At 66.0% G+C, this 22,889-nt stretch carries 26 protein-coding genes; 3 read left to right on the top strand and 23 right to left on the bottom strand.

Going from position 1 to position 22,889, the window contains the following annotated elements:
• Window positions 1-214: Hpt domain-containing protein (locus B3547_RS20540; protein ID WP_292966538.1), on the bottom strand; the 214-nt coding region annotated here is incomplete at its 3' end.
• Window positions 211-471 (bottom strand): STAS domain-containing protein, encoded by a 261-nt coding sequence (locus tag B3547_RS20535; RefSeq protein ID WP_194920042.1) that lies wholly within the window; start codon window positions 469-471, stop codon window positions 211-213. The genes B3547_RS20535 and B3547_RS20540, both read right to left, overlap by 4 nt.
• A gap of 227 nt (window positions 472-698) precedes the next feature.
• Here B3547_RS20535 and B3547_RS20530 point away from each other — a divergent pair, with 227 nt between their 5' ends.
• Complete coding sequence (locus B3547_RS20530) at window positions 699-1,727, top strand: chemotaxis protein CheB (protein WP_292966534.1); 1,029 nt, start codon at window positions 699-701, stop codon at window positions 1,725-1,727.
• Between the two features lie 206 nt (window positions 1,728-1,933).
• Here B3547_RS20530 and fliS read toward each other — a convergent pair whose 3' ends face one another.
• Genes fliS through B3547_RS20440 form a run of 18 tightly spaced genes read right to left on the bottom strand, consistent with a single transcriptional unit; the run spans window position 1,934 to window position 17,116 of the window.
• Window positions 1,934-2,314, bottom strand: a complete 381-nt coding sequence (gene fliS / locus B3547_RS20525) for a flagellar export chaperone FliS (protein ID WP_292966531.1) — start codon at window positions 2,312-2,314, stop codon at window positions 1,934-1,936.
• On the bottom strand, window positions 2,314-3,780 hold the full coding sequence (fliD, locus tag B3547_RS20520) for a flagellar filament capping protein FliD (RefSeq protein WP_194920044.1): 1,467 nt from the start codon (window positions 3,778-3,780) through the stop codon (window positions 2,314-2,316). The genes fliS and fliD overlap by 1 nt, the downstream gene beginning before the upstream one ends.
• 45 nt (window positions 3,781-3,825) lie before the next feature.
• The gene (locus B3547_RS20515; RefSeq protein ID WP_124809269.1) at window positions 3,826-4,965 is read right to left on the bottom strand and encodes an EscU/YscU/HrcU family type III secretion system export apparatus switch protein; all 1,140 of its coding nucleotides are present in this window, start codon (window positions 4,963-4,965) and stop codon (window positions 3,826-3,828) included.
• Between the two features lie 10 nt (window positions 4,966-4,975).
• Window positions 4,976-5,758 (bottom strand): flagellar biosynthetic protein FliR, encoded by a 783-nt coding sequence (gene fliR, locus B3547_RS20510; RefSeq protein ID WP_124809268.1) that lies wholly within the window; start codon window positions 5,756-5,758, stop codon window positions 4,976-4,978.
• Window positions 5,759-5,768: 10 nt separating this feature from the next.
• Complete coding sequence (locus tag B3547_RS20505) at window positions 5,769-6,041, bottom strand: flagellar biosynthetic protein FliQ (protein ID WP_124809267.1); 273 nt, start codon at window positions 6,039-6,041, stop codon at window positions 5,769-5,771.
• Between the two features lie 13 nt (window positions 6,042-6,054).
• Window positions 6,055-6,927, bottom strand: a complete 873-nt coding sequence (gene fliP, locus B3547_RS20500; protein WP_124809266.1) for a flagellar type III secretion system pore protein FliP — start codon at window positions 6,925-6,927, stop codon at window positions 6,055-6,057.
• A 28-nt stretch (window positions 6,928-6,955) separates the two neighbouring features.
• On the bottom strand, window positions 6,956-7,246 hold the full coding sequence (locus tag B3547_RS20495) for a flagellar biosynthetic protein FliO (protein WP_124809265.1): 291 nt from the start codon (window positions 7,244-7,246) through the stop codon (window positions 6,956-6,958).
• On the bottom strand, window positions 7,246-7,533 hold the full coding sequence (gene fliN / locus B3547_RS20490) for a flagellar motor switch protein FliN (protein WP_124809264.1): 288 nt from the start codon (window positions 7,531-7,533) through the stop codon (window positions 7,246-7,248). Before fliN ends, B3547_RS20495 begins: the two co-directional genes overlap by 1 nt.
• A 36-nt stretch (window positions 7,534-7,569) precedes the next feature.
• Window positions 7,570-8,466, bottom strand: a complete 897-nt coding sequence (locus B3547_RS20485; protein WP_124809263.1) for a FliM/FliN family flagellar motor switch protein — start codon at window positions 8,464-8,466, stop codon at window positions 7,570-7,572.
• Window positions 8,467-8,473: 7 nt separating this feature from the next.
• The gene (locus B3547_RS20480) at window positions 8,474-9,067 is read right to left on the bottom strand and encodes a flagellar basal body-associated FliL family protein (protein ID WP_124809262.1); all 594 of its coding nucleotides are present in this window, start codon (window positions 9,065-9,067) and stop codon (window positions 8,474-8,476) included.
• 41 nt (window positions 9,068-9,108) lie between these two features.
• Window positions 9,109-10,335, bottom strand: coding sequence for a hypothetical protein (locus tag B3547_RS20475; protein ID WP_292966515.1), 1,227 nt, complete (start codon window positions 10,333-10,335; stop codon window positions 9,109-9,111).
• A gap of 29 nt (window positions 10,336-10,364) precedes the next feature.
• Window positions 10,365-10,796, bottom strand: coding sequence for a hypothetical protein (locus B3547_RS20470; protein ID WP_124809260.1), 432 nt, complete (start codon window positions 10,794-10,796; stop codon window positions 10,365-10,367).
• On the bottom strand, window positions 10,786-12,093 hold the full coding sequence (locus B3547_RS20465; RefSeq protein WP_370449684.1) for a FliI/YscN family ATPase: 1,308 nt from the start codon (window positions 12,091-12,093) through the stop codon (window positions 10,786-10,788). The genes B3547_RS20470 and B3547_RS20465 overlap by 11 nt, the downstream gene beginning before the upstream one ends.
• A 56-nt stretch (window positions 12,094-12,149) precedes the next feature.
• A complete protein-coding gene (locus B3547_RS20460) occupies window positions 12,150-12,791 on the bottom strand; it encodes a FliH/SctL family protein (RefSeq protein WP_292966511.1) in 642 nt (213 codons plus the stop codon).
• Window positions 12,784-13,794, bottom strand: a complete 1,011-nt coding sequence (fliG, locus tag B3547_RS20455; RefSeq protein WP_124809258.1) for a flagellar motor switch protein FliG — start codon at window positions 13,792-13,794, stop codon at window positions 12,784-12,786. The genes B3547_RS20460 and fliG overlap by 8 nt, the downstream gene beginning before the upstream one ends.
• Window positions 13,791-15,530, bottom strand: a complete 1,740-nt coding sequence (gene fliF / locus B3547_RS20450; protein WP_292966508.1) for a flagellar basal-body MS-ring/collar protein FliF — start codon at window positions 15,528-15,530, stop codon at window positions 13,791-13,793. Before fliF ends, fliG begins: the two co-directional genes overlap by 4 nt.
• A 3-nt stretch (window positions 15,531-15,533) precedes the next feature.
• A complete protein-coding gene (gene fliE / locus B3547_RS20445; protein ID WP_124809256.1) occupies window positions 15,534-15,911 on the bottom strand; it encodes a flagellar hook-basal body complex protein FliE in 378 nt (125 codons plus the stop codon).
• A complete protein-coding gene (locus B3547_RS20440) occupies window positions 15,908-17,116 on the bottom strand; it encodes a sigma-54 interaction domain-containing protein (RefSeq protein WP_223806612.1) in 1,209 nt (402 codons plus the stop codon). Before B3547_RS20440 ends, fliE begins: the two co-directional genes overlap by 4 nt.
• Before the next feature lie 361 nt (window positions 17,117-17,477).
• Between B3547_RS20440 and B3547_RS20435 the strand changes: the two genes are divergently transcribed.
• Both B3547_RS20435 and B3547_RS20430 read left to right on the top strand, forming a co-directional pair.
• Window positions 17,478-18,305 (top strand): flagellin, encoded by an 828-nt coding sequence (locus B3547_RS20435; protein WP_125954931.1) that lies wholly within the window; start codon window positions 17,478-17,480, stop codon window positions 18,303-18,305.
• Window positions 18,306-18,441: 136 nt separating this feature from the next.
• Window positions 18,442-20,196, top strand: a complete 1,755-nt coding sequence (locus tag B3547_RS20430) for a chloride channel protein (RefSeq protein WP_292966503.1) — start codon at window positions 18,442-18,444, stop codon at window positions 20,194-20,196.
• Between the two features lie 10 nt (window positions 20,197-20,206).
• On the opposite strand, the gene B3547_RS20425 is transcribed toward B3547_RS20430, so the two are convergent.
• Genes B3547_RS20425 through B3547_RS20415 form a run of 3 tightly spaced genes read right to left on the bottom strand, consistent with a single transcriptional unit; the run spans window position 20,207 to window position 22,889 of the window.
• Complete coding sequence (locus B3547_RS20425) at window positions 20,207-21,046, bottom strand: flagellar motor protein MotB (RefSeq protein WP_124809253.1); 840 nt, start codon at window positions 21,044-21,046, stop codon at window positions 20,207-20,209.
• A gap of 15 nt (window positions 21,047-21,061) precedes the next feature.
• Window positions 21,062-21,925, bottom strand: coding sequence for a flagellar motor stator protein MotA (gene motA / locus B3547_RS20420; protein ID WP_124809252.1), 864 nt, complete (start codon window positions 21,923-21,925; stop codon window positions 21,062-21,064).
• 43 nt (window positions 21,926-21,968) lie between these two features.
• The gene (locus tag B3547_RS20415) at window positions 21,969-22,889 is read right to left on the bottom strand and encodes a flagellar biosynthesis protein FlgL (protein WP_124809251.1); all 921 of its coding nucleotides are present in this window, start codon (window positions 22,887-22,889) and stop codon (window positions 21,969-21,971) included.

Here is a 22,889-nt window from a genome sequence, read left to right as displayed (position 1 = left end):
AAAGCAGCGTTTCGAACGTGTGCGTGAACGCCTGGAGCGCGATGAAGCCGAAGGCGCCCGCGCCACCCTTGATCGAATGGACGCCCCGGAACACCGCGTTGACGGTATCGTCATCCTGCGTGCCCGCCTGGCAGGCAGCCAGCCCGGTTTCGGCGGCGGCCAGCGATTCCTCGCATTCCGCGAAGAAGATCGCCTGGATTTCCTCGCTGGTCATGCCGCGCCTCCATCGAACAGGTCGGCTTCCAGGCCCGCCAGCCGGGCAATGTCCTGCAGGACGGGCGAGGGGAGAATGGTCGCTCCGCCTTGCGAACGGCGCGCGCTGACCAGCAATTGCAACATGGCCTGCCCGATCTGCGTGCATTCGCGTGCGTCGATCTGCAGCGGGCCTGAACCAAGCGATGCGATCATCGAGGGCAGCACCGCTTCGGCGGCGGCCCGATCGCAGCGCGATGGCAGGGTTATGGTCGGCATCGTGACGGTTCCTTCGCGTGGCGTGCATCCGATCCCGGCGGGCTGACGGCCCGGCCGTTTTCGCTGGAATGCTTCTTAACCATCGAGGCGCAAAGGCTGCCTTGAGGGGAACCTAGGTTGAGATACCTATCCCCGCGGATGCAATTTGCTTGGTGATAAAGCGTTAAGCCTGTTTGCCGTGAAGGGGTGCCGCCTGGGCACGCCTGCAGGCGAAGGTTTGCAAGCAAATGCACGAAGCAAGAGTTCTTGTCGTTGACGATTCAGCCGCGATGCGCGCGCTGTTTTCGGATATTCTGGACCAGGCGAAGAACGTCCGGGTCGTGGGCGCGGCGGCCAATGCCGCAGAAGCGCGCGACCAGATCGACGCGCTGCGCCCGAACGTGATCACGCTCGACGTCGAAATGCCGGGCATGAGCGGAATCGAGTTCCTTGAAGAAATCATGGAGCACAATCCGCTGCCGGTGGTCATGCTGTCGAGCCTGACGCAGGCGGGCACCGAAACCTCGCTCAAGGCGTTCGAGCTGGGCGCGGTGGAGTGCTTTCCCAAGCCGCTGCGCGCCACGCCGGAACAGTTCAACAAGTCGGTCGGCAAGCTGGGCAAGATCGTGCTGGCGGCCGCCAACAGCAACGTGCGCGATCGCAAGACCGTGCGGGACCAGAAGCAGGTCGATGCCCAGTTCGAATGGAACGGCCGCATCGTGGCGTGCAGCGCCTCGATGGGCGGGATCGACGCGCTGACGACGCTCCTTTCCGATTTCCCGTCCAATTGCCCGCCGACCATCGTCGCCCTCCAGGCGGAGCCGGCCCTCGTCGAAACGTTCATCAAACGGCTGAACACCGACCTGAAGTGCGCGGTGAAGGCGGCGAAGGACGGCGCGGCGCTCAGCCAGGGCACGATCCACATCGCCGCCGACCCCGAATGCCATGTCGTGGTGGAACCGGGTACGCCGCCGCGCATCCGCCTGATCGTGCGCGAACCGATCGAGGGCGCGCGACCTTCCGCCAATCTGCTCTACGGCTCGATCGCGCGTGGCGCGGTTCCCGCAGTGGGCGCGGTGCTGACCGGTATGGGCAGCGATGGCGCGAAGGGACTGAAGCTGTTGCGCGAAGCCGGCTGCGATACCTTCGCGCAGGACCGCAAGACCGCGCTGGTCGCCGAAGCGCCGACGGCCGCCATCGAACTCGATGCCGCCTCGCGCGAGGTGGCGCTGGATGAACTCGCGACCGCCATGATCGGCTGTTGCAATATTGGTTGAGGCCGGCAGCGGGCGGTGTTGACCCGATGCCGGCACGGCGATCGATCCGGACCGTGCGTCCCATAGCCTTCGGGGACAAGGGGCGGGGCCGGTGCGGGGGATCGTGACCGGCGGACAGATGTGTCCGCGACCGGTCCGGATCGATCAATCCGTCCGCAATCCATGATGAGAGCCTGATCGCAAGCGCGACGAAACGGCGGCGGCGTTCAGCCGCGCGCCGCTTGCAGCATGGCCTGACGGATCTCGAGGAAGTCCGCGCGAATGGTGGTCAGCCGTTCCGCGTCGAAGTTGACCGCGGAATCAAGCACCGAGCGCCGCGCCGCCTGGTAGAGCTGGATTAGCGCCGGGCCGGTCGGGTTGGTGGTGTCCACCCCCATTTCCAGCGCCAGCAGCGACGAGACGGCGCGCGTCAGCGCCGCGCTTTTCGCGGCATTGTCGCCGCGCCCCGCCGCATAGATCGCGCGCGATAGCGAGCCGGTGAACTGTTCCAGGCACAGGTCCACCAGTTGTCGCGGATCGGCGCCGAACACGCGGGCGTCGAAATCGACCCGGCGATAAGCTTCGCTGGGATCCTGGAGATACCGCATCAGCCACTGGAGCTCTTGGAGTTCCAGGCCGAGATCTGCGCCTGCAGGAAGGACAGCGTCGATTTCGACGCGCTAAGCCGCGTGTCGAGCGAGGCGAAGCGGCTGACCATCTGCTGGCGCAGCGTTTCCTGTTGGGCGGCAAGATCGCTCTTGTCGCTCGCTGCCTTGGTCTGCGCCGCCGTCAGGCGGTTGACGGTCCCGGTCAGCGAACTGGGGTCCACTGCCGAGGTGAGGTTGCGCGAGATCTTGTCGAACGAGGCGTAGACGCCATACAGGCCGTTGGTGAACATGGCCGCGGATTCGGAAGGGTAGTTCGCCAGCGTGGCGGACAGGCGGTTCGAATCCAGCGTGAACGTGCCGTCGCGCTGGATCACCAGCCCGAGATCGGACAGCGTCTTCGGCGCGCCGGCGGCGGCGTTGGGCATGATCACCGTGCTGCCAAGCGTCGTCAGCGTGTTCTGCAGCGATCGCGCGCCGGGATCGTTGTTCAACGCACCCGAGTTGGGATCAGTGTCGTTCTTCAGTTCGCCCGCGACCGAGTTCAGCGCGTCGACGAGATCGGACATGGCCGTCGAAATGGCGCTGGTGGGGTCGGAAAAGCCGATGGTCGTGGGCGAGCCGGCATTGGTGCCGGTCAGCTTGAGCGTCAGGCCCGGCGCTGCGTCGGTGATCGTGTTGGACGTGCTCGTGCGCTGCACGCCGTCCAGCTTGAACACCGCGTCGGTCGCCGTCGTGGTCAGGCGCGAAAGATCGCCGGAAGGGGACCAGGCGAGATTCGACAGGCCCGGATCGGAGGCGTTTTCAGATGCTTCGAGGACGAAGCCGTTGGCCGCGCCATCCTTGCCCTTGAGCACGAGTTGCGCGCCGTTGGAGCCGTTCGCGACATAGGCGGTGACGCCCGCGCCCGAAGCGTTGATCGCCGTTGCCACATCCGACAGCGTGGCGCCGGTCGGCACGGTGATGTTGACGGCGCTGTGGCTCGTATCCTCGGTGAAGGAGGAGCCGGACACGGTGCCGAACTTCAGCGTCAGCGTGCCCGAACCGACGGTCGAGGTCGACGCGGCATAGACCGGCGAGCTGAGCGTCTGGCTCTTGGCGACCGAAGTCACTTCCAGCGAATAGGTGCCGCTGCCCGAAAGGGTTCCCTTGGTGACGGAGGCCACGCTCGCATTGGTGATGGTCGGCGTCACGGCAAGGTCGCCCGTGCGCACGCGCGTGCCGAGCGACGTGGCCAGCGAGGAGATCATGCTTTTCAGCGTGGACGCGGCCGAGATCTGCGTCGTCAGCTTGTCGTACTTGGTGCTGAGCTGGTCGATCCGGCTCGCGTACTGGGCCGACGAAAGCTGCTCCGCCAGCGACGCCATGTTGATGCCGCTGCCACCGCCGAGGGCCGACAGCAATGTCGACGTGACCGACGAGGATGATGTCGACGAGGTCGTGCTCGAAGTGGATGAGGTCGTAGCCATGACGAAAAGAACGGTCCCTGGGCCGGTGAGTTAAGGGGTGGCGGATCAATGCATTGTCTGGCGTTCCGGGCGGCCGTCCGCATCGAAGCGCACCTCGATCGGCACCTCCACTTGCGGGGTGGGCGGGGTTTCGCCTCGCTTCAGCGAGAGGACGAACGCCAGAACCGAAGCGACCGCGACGTACAGCTCTTCGCGGATCACCTGGTTTTCGCGCGTGGTGAAGTACACGGCACGGGCGAGCGCAGGGTATTCCAGCGTCGGCACGTTCAGTTCCGCGGCCAGTTCGCGCATCGCCAGCGCCTTTTCGCCACGGCCCTTGGCCAGCACGATCGGCGCGGATGCCTTGTCCGGATCGTAGGCCAGCGCGACCGAGAAGTGGGTCGGGTTGGTGATCACGAACTGAGCCTCGCGCATCGCCTTCTGCACGCCGCCCATGGCAAGCTGGCGCTGCTTGTTGCGGATCGCGCCCTTCTTTTCGGGTGAACCTTCGGCTTCCTTGCTTTCGTCACGCATGTCCTGGTGGCTCATGCGCAGCCGCATGAAGCGGCGTGCCCACTGGACCGGGAAGTCGATCATCGCGATCACGACCAGTCCCCCGGCGAGCATGAACAGCAGCGAGAGCAGCGAATCCCAGGCATAGGCAAGCTGCATCCGCACTTCGCCTCCGCCCAGGCCAACCAGCCCGGAAATCCGCCCGCGCATCCACAAGTAGGCGATGCTGCCGAGCAGAACGAGCTTGGCCAGGCCCTTGCCCAGCTCGATCCATCCCTGCAGGCCGAGCATCCGCTTCAGGCCCGAAAGCGGGTTGATCCGCGATGCCTTGGGGGCAAGGTTGCTGCCCACCCAGCGCCCGTCGCTGAGGCCGATCTGCGATCCGAGCGATGCGGCCATGATCAGGCCGCCCAGGACCAGCACCGGCGGCAGTAGCGCGACGATGGCCGGCACGATCATCTGATCGGGCGAGAAATCTTCCAGCGTGCCACGATCCCAGCTGAAGCCGGCGCGGGCGGTGGCGCCCAGTTCGGTCAGCACCCAGGGGCCGGCGAACTTCAGCCAGGCGGCGCCGACCAGCACGGCGATCGCCGTAGTGACTTCGCGGGAGCGCAATACGTCGCCGCGTTTGGCGGCGTCCCGTTTGCGCTTCTCACTTGGGGCGAATGTCTTTTCGCCATTTTCCTCGGCCACCGCGGCGCTCCTACTTGGCGATCATGGCGCCGGCCTGCGTGACGGCGGCGGCGGAAAGGTCTTCCAGCCGGTCGGTCAGCAGCGGCATCGCGGCGATCAGGGCGACCAGCCCGGCCAGGATGCCGGCTGGCAAGCCCAGCGAAAACAGGTTGAGGCTGGGGGCAGAGCGGCTGATCACGCCGGTCATCACCTGCACCAGCAGCAGCAGCAGCGTGACCGGCAGGGCGATCGAAAGCGCGGTGGCGAACATCACCGAACCGAAGCCCATGATGATTTCGAACCGGCCGGGCGCGAACCAGGCGCTGCCGGGCGGGAATGCGCGGTAGCTTTCCACGATCAGCGCGATCCAGTTGAGATGCGCGCCAAGGCCCAGGAACAGCACGGTCAGCACCACCGCGAAATACTGGCCGAGCGCGGGCGAATGCGCGCCGCTGGAAGGGTCGGCGGCGGTGGCGATGCTCATGCCCATGCTGGCGCCGATCACTTCGGCGGCGATCGTGGGCGCGGCGAAGGAAAGCTGGAGCACGAAGCCAAGCGACAGGCCGATCATGATCTCGTTGAGCGTGGCCATCAGCCCGGCCAGCGACAGCAGGGCCGGGGGTGGGGCGACGGGCGACCAGGCGCAGATCATGATGGCCAGCGACGCCGAAAGCACGACGCGCAGCTGATAGGGGACGGCCATCGCGCCGAACAGCGGGGCGGCGAGCATGGCTGCGCCGATCCGTGTCATCACGAACAGCATCCGCCAGAACTCGTGTTCCAGTCCGCCGAAGCCGAAGTTGAGCTGGATCATCGCGTGGCGCTCAGTTCCCGGTGGCCGCGATCTGGGCGAAGATGTCCTTCATGAAATCGCCGATCAGGCCCATCATCGCGCCGCCCAGCAGCACGAGAACCAGGGCGATGATCGCCAGCTTGGGCACGAAGGTCAGCGTCTGTTCGTTCACCGAGGTCGCCGCCTGGATCACGCCGACGACAAGACCGACGGCCAGCGAGGCGAGCAGGACCGGGGCGGCAACCAGCGCGGTCACCCACAGCATCCGGTCGGCAAGGGCAAGGAGGGCGGAAGTATCGTCCATGGCGCGTCTTCTCCTAGCCGAAGCTGGCCGCAAGGCTGCCCATCAACAGTGCCCACCCGTCCACAAGAACGAACAGCAACAGCTTGAATGGCAAGGATATCACCGTGGGCGACATCATCATCATGCCCAGGCTCATCAGCACCGATGAAACCACCAGGTCGATCACCAGGAAGGGCAGGAACAGCATGAAGCCGATCTGGAAGGCGGTCTTCAACTCGCTGGTCACGAAGGCCGGCAGCAGGATCGAGAAGGGCACGTCGGCGGCGTTGGTGAACTTGGGCGCGTGGGCCATGTCGGCGAACATCGACAGATCGTGCTCGCGCGTCTGCCGGATCATGAAGGCGTGGAATTCCTTGCCGCTCGCGCTGATCGCCTGCTCGGCGTTGATCGTGCCGGCGGCATAGGGCTGGATCGCGTTGGCGTTCACCTTGTCCAGCGTCGGCGCCATGACGAATAGCGACAGGAACAGCGAAAGGCCGATCAGCACCTGGTTCGGCGGCGACTGCTGAAGCCCCAGCGCCTGCCGCAGGATCGCCAGCACCACGAGAATGCGGGTGAAGCTGGTCATCATCAGAACCAGCGAAGGCAGGATCGTGAGCAGCCCCATGATGAGCAGGAGCTGCAGCGACAGCGAAAGGCTGCCACCCTGCTGGTTGCCGGCCATCTGGCCGAAGGCGCGGTCGAGCGCGCCCGAAACGGCCGAAGGCGACGGGGTTGCGGCAGCCGGGGCCGAAGCGGGCGCGGCCTGCGCTGCGATGGTGGAAGCGGGGGCGGCGGAAGCGGGCGCCACGGCTTGCGCATGGGCGGCCGGCACGCTGCCGAAAATCAGGGAAATGGCCAGGAACGCGCTGAACAGGGCGGATGCCATGGGGCCGAAGATACGCATGCGAAGAAGATCCTGCGGGTAGGCGGTGTCAGGCCGTGGTGTCGATCAGCGGCTCGTGCGAGGCGCTGCGCGCCGGCGCTTCCGCCAGGGCAACAAGCCCGTTCTTCGAGGCCGAGACGAGGATTTCGCGACCGTGGAATTCCAGCACGGCAAGCCGCAGGGTGGGCGAGAGCATCTGCGTTTCGATGATCTTCACCGAACGCGTGCCCTGTCCCTGCCCGAACTTGCCTTCCATCCGCTTGGCGAACTTCAGGCTGGCCCAGGCCAGGCCGCCGATCAGTGGCAGCAGGATCAGCAGCTTGAGAATATACCAGAACATCAGGCGGCCTCGCCCTTTCCGGTGAAGGCGACAGGCGTTGCGTCGCCTGCCAGCTCGACGATGCGAAGGCCGAAGCGATCGCCCTGCGCCACGACTTCGCCGCGCGCGATGAGCTTGCCGTTGACCATGACGTCGAGCAGTTCGTCGGTCTGGCGGTCAAGCATGATGACGCTTTCCTCGCTCAGGCCGAGAACGTCCTTCAACTTCATTTCGGTGCGACCGAGTTCCACGGTCAGGCGGACGTCCACGTCCTTCAGAAGATCAAAGCTGCGGGGAATAAAGCTCATGGGGTGCCTCGTTCGAATGCGTGTGGTCTGGCAAAATCAGGAAGGATTGGTGATCTGGATGGCGACCCGGTCATCGACCGAGCCAAGCGTTCCGTGCGCGATCGTTCGTTTGCCGACACGGACCGGAATGTTGCGGGCGATCGGCAAGGACAGGATTTGTCCCACTTCCAGCGATGATATCGTGGAAAGCGGCAGTGCCACATCGACCAGCAGCGCGCTGACCGGCAGCGGCATGTCCGCGAACGGTTGCGACAACGGATCGGCCGGGCCAACGCGGGTGCGCGCGATCGGCGGCTTCTCGCCATGCCCGAACAGGTGCGCCAGCGTGGTCAGCGGGAAAGCGATCCGCATGGTCCACGGTGCAAGGCCTTCCTCCGTCACGGACACGGTCAGCACGGCCAGTTGCGTCGCCGCCGGGAAGGGGTGGAGCTGACGCAGGCTGCTGTCGCGGCGGATCGGCTGGACGGCGTCCGCCGAATTCGATCCCAGCGCGGCGGCCAGCCCGATGCCGATCTGGCGTTCCAGCCGGTCGATCATCAGTTCCGCCGACAGGGGGAATTCGCGGGGAAGCACCTCCGGCACCTGGCCGCGGCCGCCAAACGCGCGGTCCACCAGGCTGAGCACCGCTTCCGCCTCGATCGTGCAGAGCAGCGGAGCAGCCTGGGAACCGGCTGCCATCAGGCTGTTCGCCGCCAGCGATTCAACCGTGGTGACGAATTCCTTGAAGTTGCAGCTCGTCGGTTCGGCAACCGCCACCTGCGGTCCCTCGTTGCCCAGCAGCGGTGCAAGCGCGACGCGGAGCGAGCGGGCGAACCGTTCCGTGGCGCGGGAAAGCGCCGGGATCAGTTCCGCCGGTCCGGGACCGGGGCGCAGCAACGCTTCGCTGTGCTGGGCCAGCGGGCGTTCGGCAATAAAGGCGCGTTCTGGCTTCATGGTTGCCTTACTGGACGATGAAAGTCTTGAAATAGACCGCGTCGACTCCGCCGAAACCTTCGGCCGAAGTCAGCACCTTGTTGATCGTGGCGGTCAGCCGCTTCTGCAGACGATCCTTGCCTTCGGCAGTGTGGATGTCTGCTTCGGGCGTGTCGGCCAGATCGGCGAGGATCGCGGATCGGAGCGCCAGTTCATGCTTCTTGAGCCACAGCATCACGCGATAGTCGCGGCGCGTGGAAGCGGCGATGCTGGTCTGCACAAGCGCGTCGGAATCCCTGAGGTTCGACGTGAAATCCTCGGCGAAGCTGAAGTAAAGCGTGCGGTATTCGCTGCCGCCGTCACCCTCGGCGCCTTCGGCCGCCGCGCCCTCACCTTCGCCTTCCTTGGCCACGGGCGCGAAGGGATCCTTGGCGCCCTTGCGGATCAGCTTGGGCGTGTTGTCTTCCTTCTTGGCTTCGTGCGAGCCGCCGATGATCCCGGCCGCGACAAGACCGTAAGCCCCGCCACCGCCGACGGCGATCAGGCCAACGGCCATGCCGATCTTCATCATCATGCCACCGCCCTTCTTCGGCTTGGCTTCCTTGTCCTTCTTATCGCTCATGCGAGGTCCTTCGATCGGTATTCGTGGAATGGTGGGGCGCGTCAGGCGTAGATGCCGTCAGCGTTGGGATCGGTTGTGGTTTCCTGACCGCCGACGCGCGGCGCGGCGGTCCGGGGAAGCGTATCGGCGATCGGCGCGCGACCATGGCGGCCCTGCGCGTTCGCGCCGTCGGCCGAGGTCTGCGTCTGGCCGCCGGCGTGGCGCTGCTGCGCTTCCGATCGCGGCGCGTTGGCGTCGGCGTTGGTGGAGCCGGCTTCTGCGCGGCTGGCGGCGGCCACGGCAGGGGCAAAGGCCGGGTCGGCGCTGCTCATCGCAACGGAGAGGCCATTGTGTTCCTGGCGGAACTGCAGCGAAACCTTGCCGAATTCGGCGTGGGCGAGCGAGACGCCGACCGTGCCAATGCCGGCTTCTTCCTTCGCGCGGGCGATCGTTTCCACCAGCGTGGCGAAGTTGACGGGCTGTGCCGCCGAAGCGCCGTTGGCTGGCGCGGCGCCCTGGGGCTGCGCGGCGTTGACCGGCGCGCTCTGAACGGCGGCAAGCGAGTAGCCGTCGGTCGGCAGGGCATCGCTCTCTACCTTGGTGGCGGAGACGGCGGCGGCAAGCGTGGCGGACTGTGCCTTGTGGGAGGTTTCGGAAGGCGCCATCGCCTGCGCCAGCATGTCCGCCGTCTGCGGCGCTGCGGCGTGGGCGGCGGCCTGAGCCTTGTCGCTGGTGGTCGCCGCCGGTGCCGCGCCTTGCGGTTCGAGCGTGAGCTTGGCGGTCGCGACGTCTTCGGGAATGCCCAGGGCACCGGCGATCTGCGCGCCAGCGGCCTTGGCCGTTTGCGCGATGGCGACGGGCAGGGCGGGAGCGGTTGCGGCCGCGCTTCCGTCAGCGGTGGCTTCGGAAGCGCCAGCGGCGTTTCCGTTCGCCTGCGTTTGCCGCAGAAGGCTGGCGATCAGCGAGGGATCGATGCTTGCCGCTGCCTTGGCCTCGGCATCCTTGCGATCCTCGTCCTTTTCGGATGCGTCATCGTCATCGTTGCCGGATGCCTTGCCGGCAACCGGCAAGGTTTTGCCGCTTGCCGGCAAATCGTCTGCCGGCTTTGCCGTATCGCGTGCGGTGGACGCGGTACGATCATCGTTCGCATTGCGAGCGGCGGACGCCCGGCGTTGATCCAGAACGGCCTGAAATGCCGGACTGCCTGCATTCTCGTCGATCGCGGACAGTGCGGCATCGCTGCCTGCACGCGCGGCCGTCGCAGAATTGAAGGCGGCTATTTCGAACATCGCGGACTCCCTGGTGGTTCCGCGATCTTCTATTCAAGGTTCGTGCCAAATGCCTTTTTTGCCGTCAATGCCACGGTGTTGGCCGCCGTTTTGCGGGCAATTAGCTGGGATTGGGCCTCGACCCTGTCCTCCACCGCGGCCCGCCTGCGTTCGGCTTCAGCGGCTTCGCGCGCCTTGGCATCGGCGATGGCGCGCGCCCGTTCCATGTCGGCGCGGGTTCCATTGGTAACCTCGTCCAGCCCGCGCACGAACTGGTGCAGGTGCTGGAGCGCGGCCGCGTCCTGGGCATCGCTGCGCGCGGCATAGTCGAGCGACATGCGCGCGGTGCGTTCGGCCAGCCCCTGCAACTGGGCAAGGGTGCCCTCCGCGAGCCCGGCTTCGACCAGCGCATTCCGTCGCGCGATGTCGCGGATGCGTTCCAGGCGTTGCAGGCGCGCAAGTTTGGCGCGTTCAGCCTTCATGGTCCAGCAGCTTGGTCAACGCGGCGACGCTCGCATCGAGCGGGACGATTTCGGGCGCGGGCTGGCACAGGAACTGCGTCAGCTCGTCATGCATGGCGATGGCGCGATCCAGTTGCGGGTCCGCGCCCGATCGATAGGCTCCCATCAGCACAAGATCGCGATTGGCTTCGTAACTGGCGATCAGCGCTCGGAAATCGCGCGCCAGCTTCTGGTGCTGCGGCGCGGTGATGTCGTTCATCACGCGGCTGAGCGAGGCGGCGATGTCGATCGCCGGATATTGCCCGCGCTGCGCGAGATCGCGCGAGAGCACGACGTGACCATCGAGAATCGAGCGGGCGGTATCGACCACTGGATCGTCCTGGTTGTCGCCGTCCGCCAGCACCGTGTAGAGTCCGGTGATCGAACCGCCACTGGCGGCAGAGTTGCCGGCGCGTTCGACCAGCTTGGTGATCGTCGCCAGCGCGGACGGCGGATAGCCGCGCGCCGCGCCGGGTTCACCCAGCAGCAGCGCGATCTCGCGCCCGGCATGGGCCACGCGAGTCAGGCTGTCCATGATGAGCAGGACGCGCTTGCCCTGCGCGCGGAAGTATTCGGCCAGGCTGGTGGCGAGCAACGCCCCGCGAATGCGCAGGTTTGGCGCGTGATCCGCCGGAACGGCCACCACGACGCTGCGCGACCGCTTCTCGCCATTCATGTGACGTTCGACGAAATCGGATACTTCGCGCGCGCGCTCGCCGATCAGGCCGACGATGACGATTTCCGCTTCGGCCCCGTGCGCGACCATGTCGAGCAGGACCGATTTGCCGACGCCGGAACCGGCCATGATGCCGATACGCTGGCCAACGCCGAACGTGGTGATGGCATTGAGCGCCCGAACGCCGGTATCGAAGGTCTGGCGGACCGGGCTGCGATCCAGCGCGCCGGCGCGGACGCCGCCCGAAGGCCATTCCTTCTGCGCAACGATCGGGGCGCCGCCATCGATCGGCTTGCCTTCGCCATCGACCGCGCGCCCCAGGAAGGCTTCGCCCACCGGCAACATGCCGGGGCGGCCTTCGGGCCGCACGCGCGCGCCGGGGCGCAGCAGTACGGGATCGCCGAGCAGCATCATCAGGGTATTGCCGTTGCGAAAGCCGATGACCTCGGCCGCCAGCGAACCGCGTCCGTGCATGATCCGGCACTGCGTGCCGATCGGCACGGATAGTCCGGTCACTTCCAGCATGCCGCCATCACAGGCGGTCAGCAGGCCATAGCGCGCAGGCGCCAGGTCCGGATCCGCCGCGGCGAAGCGGTGGAGCATCGCCAGGGCGGGGTTCATGCGGGAAGGAGGGATGGCGTCCGGCGCGAGCGCGGGATTCAACATGCGCGAAGCGCCTCCTGCAATGCGATGCGCCATTGTTCCGGCCCATCCTCGACGCCGCCTTGTGCGCCTTCCACGCGGATGGAGCCGCGTTCGAGGGCGGGATCGGGTTCGAAGTGCCAGTCTTCGGGCAGGTTATGGGCAACCAGCGCGAGATCCTCGGGATGCAGCCTGATCACGCGCGCGTCCTGCGCGCGCGCGAGCATTCCGGCGGCGATCCGGACCCGTTCGGTCAGCCGATCGGGCGCGATGGCGGCTTCGTCCAGCACGGACTGGCACAAGGCCAGAACCGTTTCGCGCAGCCGTTCATGCAGCAACGCAAGCTGATCGCCATCCATCCGCGTCATCGCCATTTCGATCCGGTGGCGCGTTGCGTCGGCGATCGCGGCTTCTGCTTCGGCGGCGCTGCGTCCCTCGGCGTGGCCCTTGGCATAGCCATCCGCGAAAGCGCGGGTGACCGGATTTTCCGGTTCCGGTTCGGGGACGTGTTCGACAACGGGGGCAGGCGGCGTGTGGGCGCGACGCGCCAGCGGCGATACTTCCATGCGGCCGCCACCAACGAAGCGCTTGTCCGGGGCAAAGCCTACGCGCCGTTCCGCCAATGCGGAAAGCGCAATCGCGCGGGTCGGCTCAGACATAATCGTCGTCGCTCGCGCCGAACACGATCACGCCTTCGGCAGCCAGCCGGCGCGCGGCCGTGACCATGGCCTTCTGCGCCTCGATCACTTCGGCCATCTTCATGCGGCCCCGCTCGTTGATCTCGTCGCGCACGCCATCGGCGGCGCGCGAGGACATGGCGTCGAAGAACACCTCGCGTTGCGTGTCCGGAATGCCCTTCAGCGCGGCGATCAGCGTGTCGCTGTCCACTTCGCGCAGCAGGGAACCCATCGACTTGCTGTCGAGCACGAACAGGTGCTCGAACTTGAACATCTCGTTCTCGATCTGCTTGGCGAGCTGTTTGTCGATCTTGTTGATCTCGGGCATCACCCGCTTTTCGACCGCGCGTGCGGCGGCGTTGATGATGTCGGCCGCTTCGCGCGGCCCGCCCATCGTCATCACCGACTGGCCATGGCATTCGCCGATCCGGCGATTCAGCATCTGTTCGAGCATTGCGATGGCATCCGGCGAAACCGGCCCCAGGGTGGCGATGCGGTGCACGACCTGCGGCTGGATGTTGTCCGGCAGCGCGTGCAGCACGGCGGCGGCCACTTCCGGGTCAAGCTGCACCAGCAGCACCGCGATCGCCTGCGGATGTTCGTCGCGGATCAGCGGGGTCAGCACCTGGGGCGTCAGCCAGCGCGCAAGTTCCAGCGGCGAGGTGCGCGGCAGGTCGGCCGGCGTGATGCGCTGCATCAGGCTTTCCGCCTTGATCTCGCCCACGGCGCGGGTCATCAGCGAACGGACCTGGCCGATGCGGTCGTGCGCGGTCAGGCCAAGGCGTTCGGTGCGTTCGACGAAGCCGGTGATCGCCTGCGCGATCGCCATCGGGCCGATCTCGCCCAGCGCGCACATCTTCTCGCCCAGCGTCCGCAGCTCTTCGGGTTCCAGCTGGCCAAGGATTTCCGCGGCCTGCTCGTCCTCAAGCAGCATGACCATCACCGCGGCGCGTTCGGCGCCGCTGATGGGAGACAGGTCGCTCATACCGCTTCCTCCGTATTTTCCTTCAGCATCTGGCGCAGGGCGGCAACGGCGCTGTCAGGCTTTTCCTTCACCAGCCGCTGGGCGATGCCAACCTGGCGGCTCAGCAGTTCGGTATCGACGACGCCCGTGGAGGCGTCCTGCGCCGGGCGCAGATCGGCCTTGGCGACCAGCGGCTTGGGGGCGGAAACGGCGCCTTCGCCATCCTCCGCTGCCTCTTCATCGTCGTTTTCAGCCTTGCTGCGCTTCGATGCGGCCGGATCGCGCTTCAGCGCCTTGATCAGCGGGCGCACGCCCAGCAGCAGCACCAGCAGCACCGCGAGCAGGGCAACGGCATTGCGCAGGATCGTGGCGAACCACGGCGTCTCGTAGAACTTGGGCGCTTCGACAACCGCCGGCTTAAAGCTGCGGATGGCAACGGCGACCTGGTCGCCCCGCGTCGGGTCCGCGCCCACGGCGGCGCTGACGAGCTGCTTGATCTGTTCGATATCGGCGGGCTTGGCCTTGGCCATCGCCTCCTGGCTCACTGCCACGGCAACCGACAGGCGCTTGATCTTGCCCGGCGCCACGTTGGACACGGCCACTTCGCGGCCCAGTTCGTAGGTGCGCGTGGACGAGCTTTCGCCATTGGAGGACGGTGCGGCGGGCGTTCCGGGCGTGCCCGGAGTTCCCGGCGCCTGGCCGTTGGCGGCCTGCGCCCCCTGCGCCGGCGTGCCTTGCGGCGCACCCGGCTGGGCGGTGGTCGCGGGTGGCGGCGTGTTCGACAGTACGCCCGGTACGCCGATCGCGCCGGCCGCTCCGGCCGACTGGGAAGCGGACTGCGATTCCGTGCGGACCGCGCCCTGCTTGTCATAGCTTTCGCGGGCCGAGGTCACCTGGTCCATGTCGAGATCGACCTGGATCTCGCTCGAAAAGTTGCCGTCGCCCAGCATCGGGGTCAGCAACTGGGAAACCTGCTGGCGGAGCTTGTCCTCCATGCGGCCCTGGATTTCGATGCGGTCGCTATCACCCGCCTTGGCGGCGGACAGCAGGCGGCCGTGCTGGTCGATCACTTTCACGGAATCGACCGACAGGCCGGGCACCGACCCCGCCATCAGATTGACGATCGCGGAAACCTGGCTGTCGGAAAGCTGGCGGCCACGGGCAAGCTTGACCATGACCGATGCCGAAGGCGCCACGTTGTCGCGCACGAACACCGACTTTTCCGGTTCGGCAAGATGGACCCGCACGGCTTCCACGCCGTCGATTTCCATCATCGTCAGTTCCAGCTCGCGCTCGCGCGCGGCCTGAAGGCGCTGGCCTTCCAGCGTCCGGCTGGCGCCCATCGGCAGCTTGTCGATCATCTGCTGCCCGGTTTCGGGCGCGGCGATCGCCCCGTCCGAGGCAGCGACCATGCGGGCCTTGTAAAGATCGCTTTCCGGCACGGTGATCGCGCCGGTTGAATTGTCGATCGTGTAGGGGATCGACGCCTTGTCGAGCGCGGCGACCACTTGCGCGCGTTCGTTGTCGGAAAGCTGCGAATAGAGCATCCGCTGCGGGGCAGGGGCCATGGTCATCCATAGCACGCCGGCAAGCCCGGCTGCCGACATGCCGGCAAACCAGGGCAGGGCGCGGCGAACCGACGTCTGGCCCATGAAGGCGCGCAGCCGCGCCGAAGCGCCGCCGAGCGCGGGATCGGTCAGCGGCGTCAGCACAGAAGGAGTACTGCCGCCAGCGACAGCGGGAACAAGGTCACTCATTTATCAGACCCCCATCCGCATGATGTCCTGGTACGCGGACAGCAGGCGGTTGCGAACTTGGAGCGTGGCTTCGAAGGCGACGCCGGCTTCCTGCCGAGCGAGCATAACCTTCGCGACATCGGTCACTTCGCCACGTTCGTAGGCTTCGCTGACCGCCTCCGCCTTGTTCTGCGTGGCGCTGACGCTGTCGAGCGCGGACTTGAGTGCTTCGGTGAAACCGCCGGCCGGACCACTGCTCTGGGTCTCGGCCGCGCCCGACGCGGCTGCATCGGGCTTGTGGATCTGCTGAAGCAGGTTGGAACGATCAATGATCTGCTGACGCAGCGCGATGATCTGCTGCACCCCGGCGGCACTTCCGCCGATTCCGTTGATACCACTCATCGACGACCTCCAGCGACTGCGATGCCGGCTTCACGGAAGCTGGCAAGGCGATAGCGTAGCGTGCGTTCCGAAATGCCGAGCTGGCGTGCCGCGGCCACGCGGCTGCCGCCGCAGGCCTCGAGCGTGGCCAGGATTGCCCGCGCTTCGGAAATCTGAACGATGTTGGAAAGCTTGGCTCCGGACGCGCCCATGTCGTCCGCGACGATTTCGGCGGGCGCGGCCGGTACTGCCGGGTTGATCGGCGTCACCGTGCCCGGCATCGGTGCGGCCTGCGCGCCGTTGCGATCAGTGACCAGGCGGGCAGGGCGATCGAACACGATGTGCTGCGGCAGGATTTCCGGCGCATCGCCTGCAAGAAGCAGCGCGCGGCGCACCACGTTTTCCAGTTCGCGGACGTTGCCCGGCCAGGTGTGCTGGGCCAGCAGCGTGATCGCGGCATCGGAAATCCACGGCGTGTTCATGCCGCGCGGAACGTGGCGCAGCATCATCGCGAAGGCGAGCGGCGCGATATCTTCCGGGCGCTCGCACAGCGCGCCCAGCGAGAGCGGGAAAACGTTGAGGCGGTAGTAAAGGTCCGCGCGGAAGCGGCCTTCCTCGACCTCCAGCGGCAGATCCCGGTTGGCGCAGGCGATCACGCGCACGTCAACCTTGACCGGCTGCGTCGCACCCAGCGGCAGGACTTCGCCTTCCTGCAGGGCGCGCAGCAGCTTTGCCTGGAGCGAAATCGGCATCTCCGCGATTTCGTCGAGCAGCAGCGTGCCACCGTCGGCGGCGCGGAAGAAACCTTCGCTGGCCGCGTTGGCGCCGGTGAAGGCGCCCTTCTGGTGACCGAACAGCAGCGCTTCCAGCATCGTTTCCGGCATCGCGGCGCAGTTGATGGCGATGAATGGCTTGTCGGCGCGGCGCGAACGATCGTGGATGAAGCGGCTCAACACTTCCTTGCCGGTTCCGGTCGGGCCGTTGATGAGCACGGGAATGTCGCTCGCGGCGATGCGTTCGGCCAGGGCGAGGACGGAGAGGCTTTCTGGATCGGCGGCTACGGGCGTGCCGGCGGGGGCGGCACAGGCAAGCAGCGCGGCGAGCGCGCCTTCCGAAGCTCCATCGACATAGCGCAGCGTGAACTGGCGGCCTCCCGGCGCGCGGATCAGTTCGTTGTGCGGTGCGCGTTCAAGGGCGATCGCGATCTTTCTGGGATCATGCTGCACGCATTCTTCCGATGCGTACACATACGTACCAGCGCTGCTGCCGAAGCTCCCGACAATAGCATCCGCCCGCTGAACCAGTGGCGCGTTAACGCTTCCGGCTTGTTCAGAGACGTTCAATCCGTCCGTATGTTGATCCATGTTAATGGCCCCCGTCTTAACCATATCTGGTGACGGTTTGCCTCTAAATCCTAAATGAACCATTAACCTCAGTGTTCGTACTTAGGCGTTGAGCGTAGTTTTTTGCACGCCGCGCATTTTTTCCCCTTAAAAACCCGATCCCCATGCCGGTCTTTGCCTCGACAGCCGCGTTATCCCCGTGACTCGGCGGTCCTCTCGGGAACGATCCTCACTGGAGACTGACATGACCGTTATCAACACCAACATCAGCGCACTGCGCGCGGCGAACGCTTCGAACTCGGCCAGCCAGATGCTGGGCACTGCCATGCAGCGCCTGTCCACCGGCACCCGCATCAACAGCGCGAAGGACGACGCCGCCGGCCTCGCCATCGCCACCTCGATGACCTCGCAGATCACTGGCATGAACCAGGGCATCCGCAACGCCAACGACGGCATCTCGCTGGCGCAGACGGCTGAAGGCGCGCTGGGCGAAGTCACCAACATGCTGCAGCGTATCCGCGAACTGGCCACCCAGTCGGCTTCGGGCACCTATCAGGACACCACCGACCGCGCTTACATGCAGACGGAAGTCGACCAGCTGACCTCGCAGATCGACCAGGTCGTCACCAACACCAAGTTCAACGGTGTTGCTCTGTTCGACGGTTCGACCGCGACGGTGAAGATCCAGGCCGGCGCCAACGCCAGCGACACGGTTGACCTTTCGATGGCCGACCTGACCACGCTGGCTGCCAGCGGCGGTGCGGCCGGTTCCTATGACGTTTCGACGGCGACGGCGGCCAATGGCCTTCTGTCGACGCTCGACACCGAACTCGAATCGATCTCCAGCGCCCGTTCGACGCTGGGTGCCGGCCAGAACCGCCTCCAGTCGGCGGTCAACAACCTGACCAGCAACGTCACGAACCTGTCGGATGCCCGCTCGCGCATTCAGGACACCGACTACTCGGCGGAAACGACGGCGCTCGCCAAGGCCCAGATCCTGAGCCAGGCTTCGACGGCGATGATCGCCCAGGCCAACCAGAGCCAGCAGAACGTTCTCTCGCTGCTCCGCTAAGCCTGACGCAACCTGACACCTGCCTCCACCAGGTGGCGGCCCGGCGATCGCGAGATCGCCGGGCCTTTGGCGTTTTCAGCGCGGACATGCGTCTTGCCTTCTTGACTCCGCGCGCGCGAGGCGATTGGCCGAAGCCGTGGCTTCGTCTGGCAAATATCTCGTGCGGTCCGCCGCCATCCGGTTCCGCCGCCGCCTGCGCGAAAGCGAGGCGGCCTTTATCGTGCTCGCGCTGCTGGCCGGGCTTGCGGCCGGTATCCTCACCAATGCGCAGCAGTTCCTGGCGCACGGCATCCAGCACTTCTTCTATGGCGTCACGATCAACCGCCTGAGCGCGCTCGGATCGATCCATCACCCCTGGCGCCTGCTGGCGCTGCCGATCGGCGGGTTGTTGCTGGTGTTCATGGCGCGATGGCTCCATCGCCGCCGCCGGACGCTGATCGACGTGGTCGAGGCGAATGCGCTGCATGGCGGGCGGTTGCCACTGTCCGACAGCCTGATCATCGCCGGGCAGACCATCGTATCGAATGGTGCGGGCGCTTCGGTCGGGCTCGAAGCCGCCTATGCCCAGATGGGCGGCGGCATCGCCTCCGCGCTGGGGCAATGGTTCAAGCTGCGCCGCGCGGATCTGCGCACGCTGACCGGGGCAGGGGCCGGCGCGGCCGTCGGCGCGGCTTTCGGCGCGCCATTGGCCGGCGCGTTCTATGCCTTCGAGATCGTGATCGGAACCTACACCCCGGCCGCGATCGCACCGGTGGTCACGGCCGCGTTGTCAGCCGTCTTCGTCACGCGCCTGCTTGGCGTGGAGCCTTATCTGATCGCGACGACGGCGGACCGGGTGCTGCACACGCCCGATTATCTTGTCTATGCGGCGCTCGGACTGGTCTGCGCTTTCATGGGCATCGTGGTCATGCGCCTGGTCACGGCGATGGAACTGGTGGTGCAAGCCTGGACGCGCATCGGCGTGTGGCGGCCGGTGATCGGCGGCCTCCTGCTCATGCCGATCGCCTGGCTCTCGCCGCAGGCGCTGTCGGCCGGACATGGCGCGCTGCACCTCAACCTTCTGCTGCATCCGCCGATCATGTTTCTGCTGACCGTGCTGGCCCTGAAGATCGCGGCGTCCGTGATCTCGCTCAGCTTCGGTTTCCGCGGGGGGCTTTTCTTCGCCTCGCTGTTCCTCGGTTCACTGGTCGGACAGATTTTTGCCGGTGTGGGCAACATGCTGTTTCCGGGCTTGGCGATCGATTCCAACGATGCGGCACTGGTGGGCATGGCCGCATTCAGCGTGTCCGTGGTGGGTGGTCCGATGACGCTGGCCATGCTGATGCTGGAAACCACGCACGATTTCGCGCTGATGGGCGTGGTGCTGACCGCATCGCTTATTTCCAGCGCCGTCACGCGCGAAGCCTTCGGGTATTCCTTTTCCACCTGGCGTCTCCACGTGCGCGGATCGATCGTGCGAAGTCCGCGCGACATCAGCTGGGTCGTGGACCTTCACGCCGGCCGCATTATGCGCAAGGACTGGGTCAGCATCGCGGACGACAGCACCATTGCCGCGTTTCGCGCGGCGATTCCGTTGGGATCGGCCAGCAAGGCCGTGCTTGTCGATCGCGAAGGGCGTTATCGCGGGATCGTTCCCACGGCGCTGGTCTATCGGTCCGATCTCGCCCTGGATGGCCTGGTCAGTTCAGTAGCCACGCTGGTCGATACCACGCTGCATCCCGAGACGGGCATTCAGGAGATGCTGGCCCTGTTCGATCGGCTGGGAGTGGACGAAATGGTGGTGGTCGATGCCGCCCACCACGTCGTCGGCGTGGTTACCGAACGCCATGCCCGCCGGCGCTATTTCGAGAAACTCGAAAGCGCGCAGCGGGACATTTTCGGCGAAACCTGAAGGACAGGCGTCAGTTCACCAGCAGGATGGAAATCCGGCGGTTGCGCGGATCGGACGGGTTGTCTTTCACCAGCAGTTCGCGGTCGGCAACGCCTTCGATCCGCCGGAAGCGGCTTTCGGCCACGCCCTGGTGCATCAGTGCCTGTCGCGTGGCTTCCGCGCGGCCGGCGGAAAGCGACCAGTTGTTGGCGGCCTGACCGGGCTTCCACTGCACCGAATCGGTATGGCCGCGCACGGTGATGCCGGATGGATCGGGGCCGATCGCCTGGCCGATCGCCTGCAACAGTTCGGTCGCGTCGGGCGTCAGCAGCGTGGTGCCGAGGCGGAACATCGAGAAGTTGGCGTCGTCGACCAGGTCGATGCGCGTCCCTTCGGTGGTGTCCACCATGCGGACCTGCCGGGCAAGCTGGCGCAGCTTGGCGTTGGCGGCCAGCTTTTCCTGCAATTTCTTCTCGACGGCCGTGCGTTTGGCCTTCGATCCGCCATCCTTGGCGCCGCCGGTGGCGTCGCGCGGCACGGTCAGAGTCTTGGTGCCGGTCTGCGCGGCCTTGTGCGGATAGTTGTCCGCGTCGGTGATCGAGGAGCCGCCGAGCAGGCCATAGGAGCCGGCTTCGCCTTCCTTCATCTTGACCAAGGTGGGCGTGAAATAGTCGGCAAGGCCCTTGCGCTGCTTCTCCGTGGTTGCGCCCAGCAGCCACAGCAGCAGGAAGAAGGCCATCATCGCGGTCACGAAGTCGGCGTAGGCGACTTTCCACGCGCCGCCATGGTGGCCGCCGGCTACCACCGTCACCTTCTTGACGATGATTGGCGCCGGAGGCGGCTCGTTCTTGCCTCTGGGAGGTTTGGCCATGGGTTCAGCCTTCCCTTAGCGGCCGCGCAGCGCGTCGAGCAGTTCGGACAGGCCGGGGCGGAAGGCGTGGCCAAGACCCGACCGCGCGCTTTCCACCACCAGCGGCTGCGGCCACCCGTGAAGCGAAGCGATGATGACCTGCTTGACCGCCTGGAAGATCATCTCGTCCTGATCGAGCACCTGCTTGAGGCGGCTCGCCAGCGGGGCGACGATGCCATAGGCCAGAAGCACGCCCATGAAGGTACCGACCAGCGCCGAACCGATCATGCCGCCCAGGATGGCCGGCGGCTTGTCGATCGAGCCCATGGTCTTCACGACGCCCAGAACCGCCGCGACGATACCCAGCGCGGGGAGGGCGTCGGCCAGGCCCTGCAGCGCGTGCTGCGGTTCGGCTTCTTCATGGAAGTGCGTCTTCATCGCGTGATCCATCACGTCCTCGACGGCGTGCACTTCCAGCGTGCCGGAGGAGACGACGATCAGAGTCAGCGTATCGCAGATCAGCGAAATCAAGGGTTTGTTGGCGAGAAGTCGCGGAAATTCCGCGAAAATCGGCGAGCTGGCGGGATCGGTGACATGGCTTTCCAGCGCCACCGGCCCGTCCGACCGCAGGATCTTCATCAGCTTGGTGCACAGGATGATCGCGTCGATGTGATCCTGCTTGGTGTGCTTCGGCCCCTTGAACACTTTGGCGAAACCGCCGCCGATCGCCTTCAGCTCGTGCATCGAGTTGCCCGTGACCAGCGCGCCGACAGCCGCGCCGCCGATGATGAGCATTTCGTGCGGGATCGCCTCCATGACCGGCCCCAGCGCGCCGCCAGTGATGGCAAAGCCGCCGAAGACCATGACCAGCAGGATAATGATGCCGATACCAGCGTACATGGAAGTTCAACCCTTCAGAATTCGAAAGCGGTGTGGTTCGGGATCAGCTCAACATGCTGAACAGCGAGAGGCCCGAAAGCTTGGTGAAGCTTGCCTGGCTGGCTTCGAGCACGGTCGAAAGTTCCTGCAGCCGCGTGAAGGCTTCGGTGATGTCGGTGCCACCGATGTCCTTCTGTTCGGTCGCGCGCGATGTGGCCATCGCGGTCTGCCGCTGGACGTTGATGTCGATCCAGGACAGTCGCGAACCGACCACCGTTTGCGCGGTGGTGACCGAATCCAGCCCCGCCTGGAGCGACGTCAGCGCATTGTTGGCGGCGGTGGTGGCCCCGGCGCCCCCCGCGTCGAGCGCGTCGGACAGGGTCTTCACTACCGACATGATGTCGGTCTGCGTCCCGTTCACGTTGAACGACAGAAATTCCGGACCGGTCACGCCGCGCGTGACGGTCTGCCCGTCGCCGAGCGCAAGCTGCCCGGCCGAACCGGTACCGATATAGGAGGCGTTGCCCGAAGCATCGACAGTGTAGGCATCGCCGCCCGTCTGGCCACCGAACAGCGCGTGCCCGGCGGAATCGCGCGTATTGGCGAGCGCCACAAGGTTGCCCTGCAACTGCTTCAGCTCGGTGCTGATGCTCGAACGCTGCGTGTCGGACATCGTGCCGCTCGCGGCCTGCGTCGCCAGCTGCTGCACGCGGATGATCGTGTTGGAAAACTCGGTCATCGCCGAATCCGCCAGATTGAGATCCGATGTCGCGCGGTTGGCGGCGTCGGTATCGATCTTGGACAGCGTGTCGGTGCGCGACAGCGCGCGTAGCCGTGATGCCGCGACCGGATCGTCCGACGAGGTCGTCAGCCGATTGCCCGAACTGATCTGCGTCTGCAGCTTTTCCGCCTGGGCGCGAAGCGACGTGAGGTCGAGCGTCGAGCGGCTGTAGAACGCGCTGGTGCTGGTAGCGAAAGTGGTCAT

It is taken from the genome of Novosphingobium sp. UBA1939 (assembly GCF_002336885.1).
GTDB lineage: Bacteria > Pseudomonadota > Alphaproteobacteria > Sphingomonadales > Sphingomonadaceae > Novosphingobium.
Note: the sequence above shows the minus strand (reverse complement) of the source record. Positions and strands in the feature narration are given on the sequence as shown.

Bases quoted from the DNA above. Each gene is read 5' to 3' on its own strand.
- fliG (WP_124809258.1), bottom strand. From the start codon at position 13,794: ATGAGCGACCTGTCTCCCATCAGCGGCGCCGAACGCGCCGCGGTGATG.
- B3547_RS20435 (WP_125954931.1), top strand. From the start codon at position 17,478: ATGACCGTTATCAACACCAACATCAGCGCACTGCGCGCGGCGAACGCT.
- fliS (WP_292966531.1), bottom strand. From the start codon at position 2,314: ATGCGGTATCTCCAGGATCCCAGCGAAGCTTATCGCCGGGTCGATTTC.
- B3547_RS20485 (WP_124809263.1), bottom strand. From the start codon at position 8,466: ATGAAGCCAGAACGCGCCTTTATTGCCGAACGCCCGCTGGCCCAGCAC.
- B3547_RS20530 (WP_292966534.1), top strand. From the start codon at position 699: ATGCACGAAGCAAGAGTTCTTGTCGTTGACGATTCAGCCGCGATGCGC.
- fliP (WP_124809266.1), bottom strand. From the start codon at position 6,927: ATGCGTATCTTCGGCCCCATGGCATCCGCCCTGTTCAGCGCGTTCCTG.
- motA (WP_124809252.1), bottom strand. From the start codon at position 21,925: ATGTACGCTGGTATCGGCATCATTATCCTGCTGGTCATGGTCTTCGGC.
- B3547_RS20470 (WP_124809260.1), bottom strand. From the start codon at position 10,796: ATGAAGGCTGAACGCGCCAAACTTGCGCGCCTGCAACGCCTGGAACGC.
- fliE (WP_124809256.1), bottom strand. From the start codon at position 15,911: ATGAGTGGTATCAACGGAATCGGCGGAAGTGCCGCCGGGGTGCAGCAG.
- B3547_RS20425 (WP_124809253.1), bottom strand. From the start codon at position 21,046: ATGGCCAAACCTCCCAGAGGCAAGAACGAGCCGCCTCCGGCGCCAATC.
- fliR (WP_124809268.1), bottom strand. From the start codon at position 5,758: ATGATCCAGCTCAACTTCGGCTTCGGCGGACTGGAACACGAGTTCTGG.
- fliN (WP_124809264.1), bottom strand. From the start codon at position 7,533: ATGAGCTTTATTCCCCGCAGCTTTGATCTTCTGAAGGACGTGGACGTC.
- B3547_RS20475 (WP_292966515.1), bottom strand. From the start codon at position 10,335: ATGTTCGAAATAGCCGCCTTCAATTCTGCGACGGCCGCGCGTGCAGGC.
- B3547_RS20460 (WP_292966511.1), bottom strand. From the start codon at position 12,791: ATGTCTGAGCCGACCCGCGCGATTGCGCTTTCCGCATTGGCGGAACGG.
- B3547_RS20535 (WP_194920042.1), bottom strand. From the start codon at position 471: ATGCCGACCATAACCCTGCCATCGCGCTGCGATCGGGCCGCCGCCGAA.
- B3547_RS20505 (WP_124809267.1), bottom strand. From the start codon at position 6,041: ATGGACGATACTTCCGCCCTCCTTGCCCTTGCCGACCGGATGCTGTGG.
- B3547_RS20465 (WP_370449684.1), bottom strand. From the start codon at position 12,093: ATGCTCCACCGCTTCGCCGCGGCGGATCCGGACCTGGCGCCTGCGCGC.
- B3547_RS20480 (WP_124809262.1), bottom strand. From the start codon at position 9,067: ATGAGCGATAAGAAGGACAAGGAAGCCAAGCCGAAGAAGGGCGGTGGC.
- B3547_RS20415 (WP_124809251.1), bottom strand. From the start codon at position 22,889: ATGACCACTTTCGCTACCAGCACCAGCGCGTTCTACAGCCGCTCGACG.
- B3547_RS20495 (WP_124809265.1), bottom strand. From the start codon at position 7,246: ATGTTCTGGTATATTCTCAAGCTGCTGATCCTGCTGCCACTGATCGGC.
- fliF (WP_292966508.1), bottom strand. From the start codon at position 15,530: ATGAGTGACCTTGTTCCCGCTGTCGCTGGCGGCAGTACTCCTTCTGTG.
- fliD (WP_194920044.1), bottom strand. From the start codon at position 3,780: ATGGCTACGACCTCATCCACTTCGAGCACGACCTCGTCGACATCATCC.